This is a genomic window from Pantoea allii, assembly GCF_046529425.1.
Classification (GTDB): Bacteria; Pseudomonadota; Gammaproteobacteria; order Enterobacterales; family Enterobacteriaceae; genus Pantoea; species Pantoea allii.
Genome location: NZ_CP125958.1, coordinates 1178456 through 1191337, shown reverse-complemented (window position 1 = coordinate 1191337; position 12882 = coordinate 1178456). Strand labels below are relative to the sequence as shown.

Here is a 12882-nt window from a genome sequence, read left to right as displayed (position 1 = left end):
TATACCAATTATTTTTACATTTGATATTTATATTAAATTTCATTCAGATAGGTGATTTATTCAGATTCCGCCAGCGCCCAAAAACCCCCTCCCCATCCTTCCCCTTGACAACCTCCCCCTCTATGCCTTAAAAAAGGAAACGATCATTTCCTAATTGGAGGTTAGCCATGAAACCCTCTTCCCATACCGGTAGTGCGCAATCCTCTGCGGGCCGACCACGCGCTTTCAACGAAGCACAATTTCTGGACGGGGCCATTAGGCTTTTCCGCGATCGGGGCTTTAGTGGCGTCAGCATCAGTGACATCACCGCTGCCACCAACCTCAGTACCGGTAGCGTTTACAAGGCGTATAAAGACAAACAGGGTGTTTTTGCCATGGCGCTTGAGCGCTATGTGTTTCTTCGCGAAGAGCAGATAAAAACCCGGCTGGAAAAGGCGGCAACGAGTAAAGATAAGCTTGCGGAACTGCTGCGGGACTATGTTGAGCTCAGTCAGGGAAAAGACGGCAAGCTGGGCTGCATGGTGGTGGCCGGTGTCACCAACTTCGACCAGCTTGGCGCTGCGGCCAGTAGCCTGGAGAAACAGCTGGCAAAGCGACGCAGCAACATTGCGGAATTGATTAAAAACGGAAAACAGGACGGTTCCATTGCCACGACTACCAACGAAACCGCCGCTGCCGAGGTCATTCTGGCGTTACTTCAGGGAATGCGCGTCATCGGTAAGGCCTCAACCCTCACACAGGATACTGAGCGTTTTGTGGCTCAGGCGCTGAAGGTACTGGAATAAGCCATGATTATTTACGTCGTTATTGCCGTTCTCGCCGGGGCGATGCTGCCGTTGCAGGCGGTCTTCAATGCTCGCATGGGCCATGCGCTGGGTTCACCGCTTTGGGCGGCGGCGGTATCGGCACTGGTTTCGGCACTCGTTCTTTTTATACTCGGCGCTATCACAACCGGAACCTTACCGCGCACCTCATCCCTGCCGTCTCTGCCTTTATGGGCGTGGTTTGGCGGTATTTGCGGTGTGATGACGCTGGCTGGCGTCACGGTCAGTCTACCGCGCCTGGGTGCCGCCGCGATGGTCGCCCTGGTCATCGCCGGGCAGGTAGCCTTTTCTCTGGTGATTGATCGTTTCGGTCTGTTTGGTGTTCCCCCTCATCCCATTACAGTACAACGCGCCATGGCAGCGGTTCTGCTGTTAGCCGGTACTGTACTTTTACTACAGGAATAGATTATGTCTGCTTTTATGCTCCCCGCTGCACCCGATGGTTTTAGTCACCACTTTGCGCGTGTAAATGGTCTGCGCTTTCATTATGTGACAGGTGGCCGTGAGGATGGCTTACCCCTGGTGTTACTGGCAGGTTTCCCCGAAAGCTGGTTTGCATGGCGAAATGTCATGCGGCCCCTGGCTGATAAATACCGAATCATTGCCGTTGATTTGCCGGGACAGGGGGATACAGATAAGCCGCTTTCCGGTTACGACACTCAAACGGTTGCCACGCGACTGCATGCTTTTGTCGATTCACTCGATTTAGGATCGTACTTTCTTGCGGCACATGACGTCGGTGCCTGGGTCGCCTTTACCTATGCGATGTTATATGGCGATGAAATACGTGCGCTGACCTTGATGGACGCCGGTATCCCGGGAATATCCCTGCCGGATAAACTGCCGTCGGCCTCCGACAAATCCTGGAAAACATGGCATTTTGCCTTCCATGCCGTGGCTGATCTTCCTGAAGCCTTGCTGGCAGGACGTGAGCGCATTTATCTGGAATGGTTTTTCCGCGAGAAAGCCGCTGATCACAGCTGTTATGGCGAGACTGAACTGACCGAATATGAGCGGTTGCTTAAAACACCGGGGGGATTACGCGCAGGGCTGGCATTTTACAGAGCGCTGTCTCAATCCGCTGCGCAAAATGCAGAACTGGTCAGGCTGGGGCGGTTGATCATGCCGGTGCTGGGGCTGTCCGCCGACCAGGGCTCCATTCCTGATATGGCTGCCACGTTGAAAGCCTACGGCGATGATGTACAGGGTCAGCGTCTCTCGGATTGCGGACATTTCCAGCCCGAGGAGCAACCCGAAGCCACGGCCCATGCGCTAGCCGCGTTTTTTGGTCAGTACGCACATTAAAATCCGTTGATTAGTCTGACAACGGTATAACGTAATCAGAACGCTAATTTATTATGCGAAGCCGTCATAGAACTTTTGAAATAGCGTTTTGGAGGATGATGAAGCAAACCGCTTCGGTGACTCTGCGTGAAAAAAATAAAGCCACGCATGTTAAGCCGGCAATTTCTTAAGTTGTTATCAGAATAAACCGACAGGCATCTCAATTAACGGACAAATATTGGACGCCGCGGTAAAGGTCGATAACGACAGATATCTGCTGTTCACGACAGACGATATTCTCTTTAACTGTAACGCTAATCAGCTTGAGCAAAGGGAATATTGAAAGCCTGCAAACTGGCAATACGTCTTCATCAGGTTTTTTCGAACCGCTGTCGGTAAATGACGAAACCATAACATTCAGTTTCATTAGTGGTTCTGTGTGGAAAATAAAAGTGAATGACGCCCCCAAACTCCGCGTTCCTTTCTAACGCGAGCAAGGTGGCGTCAAACGCGTTTCGGGCTTAAAGGCCTATTTAAAACAGAGGCTAAGCCCTCGCCCACCTGATAACCACCTTTGTGGCGGTGATGGATATATGCCCAGACATCCCCGTCATTTCAGCCTGTCGCACCCTGTATTGTCATGAAACCATGACAAATCTGAATGACACGCCGTCCGCGCAATGCCGGAACCAAACCGGACAAGGCCATGTTATGTTTTAAACGTTCCTGTAAAGTTGATGATGAGTTAACTATTCAATAAAAAATCGTTACTCACTCTTAAAAGCTTATGGATTATAAAGAAGAGAATATTTAATCTTTGCAAGTTACTTATAGGCACCTTATTATTTATTCTCACCGTTAACTCAATGTTAAATTCTGAAAATTACAAGTAAAAATCATTTCAATTAAATCAGTTAACGCCAAACTCTCGCGAGAGATTCATGGTGTCGCCCTCTCCTCCCGCTCGCCTTTATCCGTTAAAAAAACTATTCAGTTTCCGGACGGATTTATTTTTTCGACAATTGATAATGATTCTTGAGTTGATTCCCATTTGCATATGGAATTATGATTTCTTTCGAGTGTGGCTTCCTCAACTGGATGACAATCGTTAAAGGATTAATCGTTATGCTGCCGTTAAAAAAAATCACCCGTCATATTACTACGAGTTTATTCATTCCCGCCTTTGGTATGGTTTCCCCCGCTCTGGCTGAGCCTGATATTAACGACGACAATGAAGATGTGATGGTGGTAACGGCATCGGCAATTGAACAACGGCTTAAAGATGCGCCCGCATCCATCTCTGTCATCACCGCAGAACAGCTGGAAAGAGACATCGGTAAATCGGCCACGGATTTGGCGGATATTCTCGAACGTGTCGCAGGCGTAACAAAAGCGATTGGTACAGACGTGAGTTCCGGTATTCAACTGCGCGGGATGCCAGCGGCATATACGCTGTTGTTGGTGGATGGCAAACGCATAGGCTCAAGTAACGGCATCAAAAGCACACAGCAAAACTATTTCGACGACATTAACTGGATTCCAACCGAATCCATTGAACGTATTGAAGTGGTCAGAGGGCCAATGTCCGCGCTCTATGGTTCCGATGCGATGGGCGGTGTGGTGAATATTATCACCAAAAAAAATAATGATGCCTGGCACGGTGCATTAACGGCAGGCACCCGTCAGCCGCAAGATGGTAACCGGGGAAACACCCAAACCTGGACAGGCAGCATCGGCGGCCCGCTGGGTAATGGATTTGATTTACGCGTTAACGGTTCGTGGAATAAGCGCGAAGCGGATAAAAGCGAGACCGACGCATTGCGCTGGGGAAGCGGCCAGGAAGGACGCAAGAATGAAAATTACGGCGCAGAACTCGGCTGGGATATTACCCCTAATCACCGCCTGTCCGTTTCCACTCAGCAGGGAACCGAAAAAGGGATTCCCGGCGAGTCCAGTGACGGCAGTGAAATTGCGCTGCGTGGCGTGGATAAACTTGAACGTGAAAATTATGCGTTGGATTATCGCGGTATTTTTGACTTTGGCACGGTGAAGCTGAACGCCTATCAAAATAAGTTCAAAAACTGGGTGTCCGATATCCCGGTGATTTCTGGCGCTACGGTAACGGGCAGCCAGGATGTCGCGCTATGGAATAAAGAAAGCATCGTGGAAGGCGATATTAACCTGCCTTTTGAGTTCGGCTTACCGCACAACCTGACATTCGGCGCACAGTGGAAAAAAGAAGAGCTGAACAATCCTCGTTCTATCGGCGTGGTGGCGGACGCCTCCAGCACCTACGGCAAACACAGCGGTGAAGCCAAAAGCACCGGCCTGTTCGTCGAAGACCAGATCGACCTGCTGGAGGATGTTTCACTGACTCTGGGCCTGCGCAGAGATAATACCGATTACGGTAACAGGACAACGCCGCGCGCCTATCTGGTCTGGCAAGCCACGGACGCGTGGACATTAAAAGGCGGTTATTCAGAAGGTTTTAAAGCACCCAGCGTGCGCCAGGCAAGCAAAGGCTTTATTGAATCCTCAAAAGGCGCGGGATGTAACGGCTATGCCGATTACAACGGCGGAGGTTGTTATACGATGGGCAGTGACCAACTCAAGCCTGAAACGTCACAAAACTGGGAAGTTGGCGCAATTTTCGATTACGAGGGATGGAGCGCAGGACTGACTTTCTTTGACAGCCGATTCAAAGACAAAATTGCCGCTGCCCCTGTTGGCTATATTCCGGGCGATACCTCCGGCCGCTACTGGCTTGAACGCGTCAATCTTGACACTGCGCGCACCCAGGGCCTGGAGGGCAATTTAACCCTTCCTTTGATATCAGAAGAAAAGGGTCCCTGGATGAAGCGTCTGTCACTGAATAACACGCTCACGCGAATGATTAAAGCCGAAGATTCTCTGGGCGTGATGTTAGTGACAACGCCAAAACTCTCCACCTGGTCTTCTCTTGACTGGCAGGTTAATGACGACATAAGCCTTTCATTTACCGCAAAATACTATGGAAAAATGCTGGGACTGAACAGCAGCGCAGACCAGGCCGCGCGAGGCAATACTGCGACAGCACGTATCCGAAAAGCCTACATGATTTATGGTCTGTCAGGACAATACAGGGCAACGAAACACCTTAAGTTTAATGTCGGGCTGGACAATCTTTTTGATAAAAATCCTGTCTCTGACACTCCGTCCTCAAGCGGGGATTCAGGCAACAATTACGCGGTGCCCGGTCGCACCATGTATGCCTCAATAACGGCCTCATTCTGATCGCCCTGCTTTGTTATCAGGCCGCTGCATTAAGGGCGTTTTGAAAAGGATGATTCAGGTAAACCAGCCCGGTATGGCGATATAAAACCTGAACGTTAACAGATGCCAGCATCACGTTTTATTTATTGCGACCTGAGAGTAAGCGGTGCTGGCACGTTGAGCGTCATACAGGCAAGGTGCGCCGGTTATCTGACCTGACGCACAGATTAACGATTATTTATAACCGACTACGAATGCTTTCCCATGGATAAAAGCAACGCGCAAGGAGAACTTATGCGTTTCCCTCTTCTGACGATTTTATTTACCCTGGCCTGCATACTGACCGTTTTCCCTCCGGCTTCGGTCCAGGCGGCACAAACGGTCAGCGTCACGCATCTACAGGGAACCACCGCGCTGCCGCTGCATCCCCAACGCGTGGTGATTCTGAATCCGGCCACGCTGGATATTGCCGATGCGTTAGGCATTAACCCTGCGGGCGTCGCGCAATCCGGTTTCACCTATCCGGCGCATCTGGCTAAATACAACAGCCATGACTATTTCAATGCCGGCACGCTGTTTGAGCCAAACTATGAAGCCTTAAGCGCTGCCGGGCCGGATGTGATCTTGGCGGGTGGCAGAGCCCTTGCGGCCTACAACAAACTCAGCGATATCGCCCCAACCGTTTCGCTGGATCTTGACCCGAACAATGTCATGGCAAGTCTGACACAGCGTACTACGCAACTGGGGGAGATCTTTGGTAAACAGGCCCAGGCAAAGGCCGTTTTAAGCGCCTTTAATGCACAAATTGCAGACCTTCGCACCGCCGCCGCTCAGTCGGGCAGCGCCATGATGTTAATGGTAAACGGAGGCAAACTCAGCGCCTACACGCCGCACTCCCGCTTTGGTTTTATTTTTGATGTGCTGCAGTTCAAACCTGCACTCGCTATGCCAAACGCCAGCAAACATGGCAATGCCATTTCACCCGAGCTGATCATGCAGGCCAACCCCGACTGGCTGTTCGTTCTGGATCGTGACAGCGCCATCGGCAGCAAAGAAGGCCTGTCGGCCCGCCAGGTACTGGATAATCCGCTGGTGCGCCGCACCACCGCCTGGAAAAAGCAGCAAATTATCTATCTGGATTCCGCCTCGCTGTATATTGCCGGTGGAATCCAGAGCTACAGCCTCATGATGAAGCAGATCAGGCAGCACCTGATCGCGGCCGGGAACCAGCCCTGAATGAAATACGGGGCTTATCTTGTCAGCCTGGGCCTGCTGGCTGCGCTGGTTATTCTGAGCTTAGTGACGGGCGTAACCCGCGTGTCATTAATCGACCTGTGGCAAGATGCAGAGATGCGGGAAGTTCTGTTTATCAGCCGCTTTCCGCGTACCGTCGCGCTGGTGCTGGCCGGTAGTGCGATGAGTGTCGCGGGCCAGATCATGCAGATGCTGACGCAAAACCGCTTTGTTGAGCCTTCTGTCGTGGGCACCACGCAATCCGCAAGCCTGGGGCTTTTGCTGGTGATGGTCTGGTATCCCGCCGCGCCCGTCATCGTCAAAATGTGCATCGCGTCCCTGTTTGCCCTGGCTGGCACGGTGCTGTTTATGCTGCTTATTCAACACATCCGTCAGAAAAGCGCTTTTATCGTGCCGCTTACAGGCATCATGCTGGGGGCCGTTTTCAGTTCCGTGACGACATTTTTGGGGATGCAGTTTGATATCCTGCAATCCCTGGGCAGTTGGGAATCCGGTGACTTTTCCAGCGTGATGCAGGGACGTTATGAGTTGCTCTGGATTGTCGGGCTGATTACCCTGCTGGCGGCCTTCATTGCCGATCGGTTCACGGTGGCCGGCCTGGGCCATGATTTTTCTGTTAACGTCGGGCTTAACTACCGCAAGATTCAGTTAACGGGCATGGCCATGATCGCCATCGCCAGCGGCGTGGTTATCGTTGTGGTCGGTGTTTTACCTTTCCTGGGATTGATCGTCCCAAATATTGTCAGCATGATTTTTGGCGATAATTTGCGACGAACCGTGCCCTGGGTCGCCATGACAGGCGCCATGTTGGTATTGAGCTGCGATATCCTGGGACGGCTGATTATTTATCCCTTTGAAATTCCGGTCAGCGCCTTACTCGGCGTGCTGGGCGCAGCCGTTTTTCTGGTGCTGATTATCAGGGGAAAGCGCTATGCCAACTGATCTGTTGCAACCGTCCCACGCCCCGAGAGCGGCACGATCGCCCGTGAAGCGGTTGTGGATATTGGCGCTGCTTGCGGTCGTATTATCCCTGGTCTTTATGACACTGCATCTGCAGGGAAATATCAGCTACATACTGAAACACCGAGGGCAGATTTTATTAACCATCGTACTGGTCGCCTTTGCATCCGGAATCAGCACGCTGCTTTTCCAGACCATTACGCAAAACCGCATTCTGTCGCCGTCGGTGATGGGGCTTGAGTCACTCTTTGTGTTTCTCCAAACCCTGTTGGTGTTTTTTATTCAGCTTTCGCAACTGAGTCAGATGGGCAGCGTGGTGCAGTTTCTTGGCGAAACAGCGCTGTTAATGATCTTTGCTACGCTGCTCTACCGCTGGTTATTCAACCGCAGTGGGTTGGATCTTCACCGGGTATTGTTAACTGGCCTGGTGTTCGGCACGCTGTTTCGCAGCCTTTCCGGTCTGATGCAGCGCTTACTGTCACCTGGCGAATTTGCCGTGCTGCAAAGCAGGATGTTTGCCACCTTTACCCATGCTGATGCTGAGGTACTGGCCATTTCAGCCATGATGATTGTTGCAATCACCGTTATCGTCTGGCGGCTTCGGCATCGCCTTGACGTCATTGCGCTAGGGCGCAATAGCGCGACGGCACTGGGTGTGCCCTATCAACATTATGTGACCGGCCTGCTGCTGCTGATTTCGCTGTTGGTGGCGATTTCAACCGCGCTGGTCGGGCCGATGACGTTTCTGGGACTGTTGGTGGTTAACCTTGCCTGGCCGGTGGTGGGCTCCTGGCGTCATGGTTATTTGCTACCGGGGGCGATTCTTATTGGCATCATTATGCTGACGGGCGGACAGTTGCTCCTGGAGCAGTTGTTCAACATGGCGGGAACGCTGTCCGTCATTATTGAATTCTTTGGCGGTGGGCTCTTTATTTATCTGGTTCTGAAAAAGGTGGCGACGTGATTGAAGTTGCAAATGTTAATAAAGCGTACGGACCCTTATCTGTCCTTAAAAACATTAATGAAACCCTGCCCTCATCCGGTATCACCTCAATCATCGGGCCTAATGGGGCCGGCAAATCCACATTACTGTCAGTCATTAGCCGCCTGATGATGCCCGACAGTGGCGAGGTCAGGATCGACTCGCTGGTCGTCAATGAAACGCACAGCGAGAAGCTGGCGAAAATCATGTCAGTCCTGCGGCAGGATAATCATTTTACCAGCCGACTCACGGTTTACGATCTGGTGAGTTTTGGCCGATATCCCTATTCAAAAGGGCGCATAACGGAAAACGATAAGCATCATATTCATCAGGCATTATATTTTCTGGATTTACTGCCACTGGCTGAACGGTATCTTGATGAACTGTCCGGAGGACAGCGGCAGCGCGCCTTTGTCGCCATGGTGCTGTGTCAAAATACCAAATACGTTCTGCTGGATGAGCCGCTGAATAATCTTGATATGAAACACAGCGTGACCATGATGAAGCAGCTACGGCGCGCCGCTGACGAGCTGGGAAAATCCATTATCCTGGTCATCCATGATATTAACTTCGCCTCGACCTATTCAGACCATATTATCGCCATGAAAAACGGTGAGGTTTTTTTCAGGGGCACCCCGGCTGAAATGATGAAACCCGATCTGATCGAACGCCTTTTTGAAATACCTGTCGCGGTTGAAACCGTGGCGGGGCAACATATTGCGGTTTACTACCGTTAATCCTGTGCACTGAGCATGAACGCCGGCGGTGTTCCCCGGCCCTGTCACGCTCATGTCGGGCAACCATCCGCCTGTCAGCCGCGTCTGCGCTAATGTGGGCCTACAGAATGCGTGTTTTTCGCCGTACGCTTTTCACGCGTTACGTGCATACACGAAATCACAGAAAGGTTTTCTCGCGCCCAGTTGGGCCGACAGTCTGGCCGCACTGTCCCGCATCAGGTCGCCCAGTCCTGCCGCTTTACGATCCAGGGTTAATCGTGACGATGGCCCCGTCAGCGCAAGGGCTGCCGTCAATTTATCCCCTTCGCCAAACACCGGGATGGCAAAGGCGGCAGTATGCGGATCGCGCGCGCCTGAGGTATAGAGCGGTAAATCGGGCGCGTCAGTAAACAAGCTTTCGCCCATTCCCCAGTGACGCAGCACCTGGCTAATCGCCGAGTTATCCAGCGGATAAAGCGAGCCAGGCAGTCGCGTATGGCGCAAACCGTCCGACGACTCCGCACGGAAGACACAAAGACGCTGGCCGTTATCAATCACATACCAGCTGGCGCTTTCGTTTGTTGCCGAGGCCAGCGCCTGCAGTTCGGGCTGAACCACGCTGGCCAGATGAAACGACTGTTCATACAGCTTGCCCAGATACAGCAACCTTGGCCCCAGGGTATAAATGCCATTCTCCCTTCTGACCACATAACTCATGCGTTCCAGCGAATTCATCAGGCGATAAACGGTGGTTTTATGGTAACCCGAAAGCTGTGACAACGCCGTGAGTGACAGACTTTCTTCGCCTGGCTTAAAACAGTCCAGCAAGGCCAGTGCCTTCTCTACAGCATTAACGCCTTCATTTCCCATTTTGCTTCTCCTGATTTTTGCTGGAACCGAGTGTACCCGAAACTGTGAGTCACATCTTGTTTACATCACAAACAAGCTCGCAACACTGGCGTCATCGTCAGTATCACCGATATAGTGGTTTCATAATGTACAACCTGATTTTACTGTGTAAAACAACCTATGAGGTACGCTATGTCCGCTAATGAAAAACCCATGATTAACCGTGAAGTTACGCGAGTCAGCGCTGATTATGTCAGACGCGCGGCTGAATTTCAGGCCGCGATTATTGCTGATGTGGCAGGCAGAAGGGGCACACTTCATGGCCGCATCAAGCCGTTGGGTGCACATATGAAAGTGGCGGGTCCGGCAGTGACCGTCGAGGTTCGTCCCGGTGATAACCTGGCGATCCATGCTGCGCTGGCGGTTGCTAAACCTGGTGACGTCATCGTGGTTGATGGTAAAGGTGATATCAGCTGCGCGCTATTGGGCGAGATTATGGCAACCCAGGCCGAAGCGTCCGGCATTGCTGGCATCATCATCGATGGCGCAGTCAGGGATGCCGATGCACTCAGCACGCACACCTACCCTGTTTTTTCCGCAGGCCTTAACCCTTGTGGCCCAACCAAGTCGATTCCCGGGCGCGTGAATTATCCCGTTTCCGTTGCCGGTGCCACGATTAACGCGGGCGATCTGGTCGTCGGGGATATCGATGGCGTGGTGGTCGTGCCGCGCGACGACGTTGAAATAGTATTAGCACTCGCGGCGAAAAAGCTGGATATGGAAACCCGTCGTATTGCCGCGATCAAAGCGGGGGACAAAAGACCGGGCTGGCTAAACGGTGCACTGCGTGCAGCTGGCATGTTAGCGGAAGGGGAGGAACTCTGATGCGCAAACAGGACACCGTCATCGTAACTGGCGAAGATCTTGCCCCCGCCGCCCTCGCGATGCTGGACAATTATGAGGTGGTTTTTGCGGGCAGTAAGCCGTCTGAAGACGACTTATTCACGCTGTGCCAGCAGTATAATCCCGTTGGGATCGTGGTGCGCTATGGAAAAATCAACGCACGCATTATGGATGCCGCGCCTGCGCTGCGCGTGATCTCCAAGCATGGCAGCGGCATTGACGTCATTGATCAAGATGCGGCGGGCGAACGCAACATCAGCGTCCAGTCTGCGCCAGGCGCCAATGCGGCGGCGGTGGCTGAACATACCTGGGCACTGATTCTGGCCTGCACAAAATCCCTGCTCCCGCTGGATCGCCGGATGCGTGAGGGACACTGGGATAAATCCACCCACAAGTCACTTGAACTGGAAGGTCGGACGCTCGGGCTCGTCGGGCTGGGCGCGATTGGCGGCCGGGTGGCAGATATTGGTCGCGTGTTTGGCATGCAGGTTATTGCTTACGATCCCTGGGCGAAAACCTTGCCCGCGGGCTGTGAGCAGGTGGACGATTTAGCCACGCTGTATGCACGCGCAGATATTGTGTCACTGCACTGTCCCCTTACCGCGCAAAACAGCAAGATGATTAATGATCAGGCGCTGGCACAGTTCAAACCCGGTGCCGTTCTAATCAACACCGCACGTGGCGGACTGATTGATGATGATGCCCTGGTTCGTGCGCTTAAAAGCGGCAAACTGAGCTCGGCGGCGCTGGACAGCTTTACCGTTGAACCCCTTACTGCGCCGCACATCTGGCAGTCTGTCGAAAACGTCATCATTACCCCACACATCGGCGGCGTAAGCGATAACTCTTATGTGAAAATGGGCACCGCCTCCGTGACCAATCTGCTCAAGGTCTTAGCGCAAAAGGAAGCCACCGTATGATGTGCCTGACAATGGCGGAAGTCAGGCAGACAACGATTTTCACCCGGCTGCCTGACCGTTTCCGCGTCCCCGACAGCAACAATGCCTGGGCTGCCGCCAATCGCGGCGGCCAGCTTACCGATTCGTTTCTGGAAGGGCCGGTCTGGCATCCTTCGGGCTGTCTGTACCTGACCGACATCCCCTTTGGCCGGATATTCCGGGTCGATATGGCAGGCAACTGGGAGATCGTCATGCAGTACGACGGCGAACCCAACGGCATGAAACTCACCGACCCGGATACGCTTCTGATTACGGATTATCGTCACGGGATAATGAAGCTTTGTCTTAAAACGCAAACGATCACCCCCAGGCTGTCGCGCCGCAATAGCGAGAGTTTTCGTGGCGTTAACGATTTAACGCCTGACAGTCGCGGGAATCTTTACTTCACCGATCAAGGGCAAACCGGGCTGCACGATCCCACCGGACGGGTTTACCGGCTCAGCCAGGACGGCCGACTGGATATCCTGCTGGATAACTGCCCCAGCCCAAACGGGCTGGTTCTGTCGCCAGATGAAAAGGTGCTGTATGTCGCCATGACGCGCGGTAACTCAATCTGGCGCGTGCCGCTTCAGCGAGAGGGTTCGATCAGCAAGGTCGGTCAATATTTTACCTCGCACGGACCCAGCGGTCCCGACGGGTTAGCGATGAACGCGCGCGGCGAGCTGCTGATTGCCAATCCGGGCCTGGGCCGCGTCTGGCTGCTCAACGATCTGGCTGAGCCTGCAGAAATCCTCACCAGCCCCGCCGGACGCTCCACCACTAATCTCTGTTTTGGTGGAGAAAATTTACAGCAGCTGTTTATTACCGAATCCGTCAGCGGCAGCATTCTTACCTGTTCAATGAAAACACCAGGCCACCCACTGCCCTTCCTTTCCACTGCTTTTCTCTGAGAACAACTC

At 52.8% G+C, this 12882-nt stretch carries 13 protein-coding genes; 11 read left to right on the top strand and 2 right to left on the bottom strand.

The genetic code is table 11. The features are described from left to right. Positions 1-167: 167 nt before the first annotated feature. From QNH99_RS05810 to QNH99_RS05800, 3 genes are read left to right on the top strand one after another with little or no spacing between them, the layout of a single operon-like run. Positions 168-785 (top strand): TetR/AcrR family transcriptional regulator, encoded by a 618-nt coding sequence (locus tag QNH99_RS05810; RefSeq protein ID WP_283379315.1) that lies wholly within the window; start codon positions 168-170, stop codon positions 783-785. 3 nt (positions 786-788) lie between these two features. Continuing rightward, the gene (locus QNH99_RS05805; RefSeq protein ID WP_410517396.1) at positions 789-1229 is read left to right on the top strand and encodes a DMT family transporter; all 441 of its coding nucleotides are present in this window, start codon (positions 789-791) and stop codon (positions 1227-1229) included. Positions 1230-1232: 3 nt separating this feature from the next. Beyond that, on the top strand, positions 1233-2129 hold the full coding sequence (locus QNH99_RS05800; RefSeq protein WP_283379313.1) for an alpha/beta fold hydrolase: 897 nt from the start codon (positions 1233-1235) through the stop codon (positions 2127-2129). A 199-nt stretch (positions 2130-2328) separates the two neighbouring features. On the opposite strand, the gene QNH99_RS05795 is transcribed toward QNH99_RS05800, so the two are convergent. Then, positions 2329-2535 carry a hypothetical protein gene (locus tag QNH99_RS05795; RefSeq protein ID WP_410516133.1) on the bottom strand — a complete coding sequence of 69 codons (207 nt, stop codon included), beginning with the start codon at positions 2533-2535 and terminating at the stop codon, positions 2329-2331. A gap of 638 nt (positions 2536-3173) precedes the next feature. Between QNH99_RS05795 and QNH99_RS05790 the strand changes: the two genes are divergently transcribed. From QNH99_RS05790 to QNH99_RS05770, 5 genes are all read left to right on the top strand, one after another. After that, entirely contained in the window at positions 3174-5381 is a 2208-nt protein-coding gene (locus QNH99_RS05790) for a TonB-dependent receptor domain-containing protein (protein WP_172897328.1), read from the top strand. Between the two features lie 273 nt (positions 5382-5654). Next, positions 5655-6596: a siderophore ABC transporter substrate-binding protein gene (locus QNH99_RS05785; RefSeq protein WP_410516132.1), complete on the top strand. Its 942-nt coding sequence runs from the start codon at positions 5655-5657 to the stop codon at positions 6594-6596. Next, positions 6597-7556, top strand: coding sequence for an ABC transporter permease (locus QNH99_RS05780; protein WP_283355396.1), 960 nt, complete (start codon positions 6597-6599; stop codon positions 7554-7556). It begins immediately after the preceding gene. Beyond that, positions 7546-8538, top strand: a complete 993-nt coding sequence (locus QNH99_RS05775) for an iron chelate uptake ABC transporter family permease subunit (protein WP_109717487.1) — start codon at positions 7546-7548, stop codon at positions 8536-8538. Before QNH99_RS05780 ends, QNH99_RS05775 begins: the two co-directional genes overlap by 11 nt. Beyond that, positions 8535-9293 carry an ABC transporter ATP-binding protein gene (locus QNH99_RS05770; RefSeq protein ID WP_283379309.1) on the top strand — a complete coding sequence of 253 codons (759 nt, stop codon included), beginning with the start codon at positions 8535-8537 and terminating at the stop codon, positions 9291-9293. The genes QNH99_RS05775 and QNH99_RS05770 overlap by 4 nt, the downstream gene beginning before the upstream one ends. A 132-nt stretch (positions 9294-9425) precedes the next feature. Here QNH99_RS05770 and QNH99_RS05765 read toward each other — a convergent pair whose 3' ends face one another. After that, positions 9426-10142, bottom strand: coding sequence for an IclR family transcriptional regulator (locus tag QNH99_RS05765; RefSeq protein WP_145394908.1), 717 nt, complete (start codon positions 10140-10142; stop codon positions 9426-9428). A 171-nt stretch (positions 10143-10313) separates the two neighbouring features. On the opposite strand from QNH99_RS05765, the gene QNH99_RS05760 reads away from it, so the two are divergent. Genes QNH99_RS05760 through QNH99_RS05750 form a run of 3 tightly spaced genes read left to right on the top strand, consistent with a single transcriptional unit; the run spans position 10314 to position 12873 of the window. Further along, the gene (locus tag QNH99_RS05760) at positions 10314-11006 is read left to right on the top strand and encodes a methyltransferase (RefSeq protein ID WP_096012779.1); all 693 of its coding nucleotides are present in this window, start codon (positions 10314-10316) and stop codon (positions 11004-11006) included. Then, on the top strand, positions 11006-11944 hold the full coding sequence (locus QNH99_RS05755) for a hydroxyacid dehydrogenase (protein ID WP_410516131.1): 939 nt from the start codon (positions 11006-11008) through the stop codon (positions 11942-11944). The genes QNH99_RS05760 and QNH99_RS05755 overlap by 1 nt, the downstream gene beginning before the upstream one ends. Continuing rightward, the gene (locus tag QNH99_RS05750) at positions 11941-12873 is read left to right on the top strand and encodes an SMP-30/gluconolactonase/LRE family protein (protein WP_410517395.1); all 933 of its coding nucleotides are present in this window, start codon (positions 11941-11943) and stop codon (positions 12871-12873) included. The genes QNH99_RS05755 and QNH99_RS05750 overlap by 4 nt, the downstream gene beginning before the upstream one ends. Positions 12874-12882: the final 9 nt, after the last annotated feature.

Bases quoted from the DNA above. Each gene is read 5' to 3' on its own strand.
- QNH99_RS05760 (WP_096012779.1), top strand. From the start codon at position 10,314: ATGTCCGCTAATGAAAAACCCATGATTAACCGTGAAGTTACGCGAGTC.
- QNH99_RS05790 (WP_172897328.1), top strand. From the start codon at position 3,174: ATGATTTCTTTCGAGTGTGGCTTCCTCAACTGGATGACAATCGTTAAA.
- QNH99_RS05775 (WP_109717487.1), top strand. From the start codon at position 7,546: ATGCCAACTGATCTGTTGCAACCGTCCCACGCCCCGAGAGCGGCACGA.
- QNH99_RS05805 (WP_410517396.1), top strand. From the start codon at position 789: ATGATTATTTACGTCGTTATTGCCGTTCTCGCCGGGGCGATGCTGCCG.
- QNH99_RS05755 (WP_410516131.1), top strand. From the start codon at position 11,006: ATGCGCAAACAGGACACCGTCATCGTAACTGGCGAAGATCTTGCCCCC.
- QNH99_RS05765 (WP_145394908.1), bottom strand. From the start codon at position 10,142: ATGGGAAATGAAGGCGTTAATGCTGTAGAGAAGGCACTGGCCTTGCTG.
- QNH99_RS05795 (WP_410516133.1), bottom strand. From the start codon at position 2,535: ATGAAACTGAATGTTATGGTTTCGTCATTTACCGACAGCGGTTCGAAA.
- QNH99_RS05785 (WP_410516132.1), top strand. From the start codon at position 5,655: ATGCGTTTCCCTCTTCTGACGATTTTATTTACCCTGGCCTGCATACTG.
- QNH99_RS05750 (WP_410517395.1), top strand. From the start codon at position 11,941: ATGATGTGCCTGACAATGGCGGAAGTCAGGCAGACAACGATTTTCACC.
- QNH99_RS05800 (WP_283379313.1), top strand. From the start codon at position 1,233: ATGTCTGCTTTTATGCTCCCCGCTGCACCCGATGGTTTTAGTCACCAC.
- QNH99_RS05780 (WP_283355396.1), top strand. From the start codon at position 6,597: ATGAAATACGGGGCTTATCTTGTCAGCCTGGGCCTGCTGGCTGCGCTG.
- QNH99_RS05810 (WP_283379315.1), top strand. From the start codon at position 168: ATGAAACCCTCTTCCCATACCGGTAGTGCGCAATCCTCTGCGGGCCGA.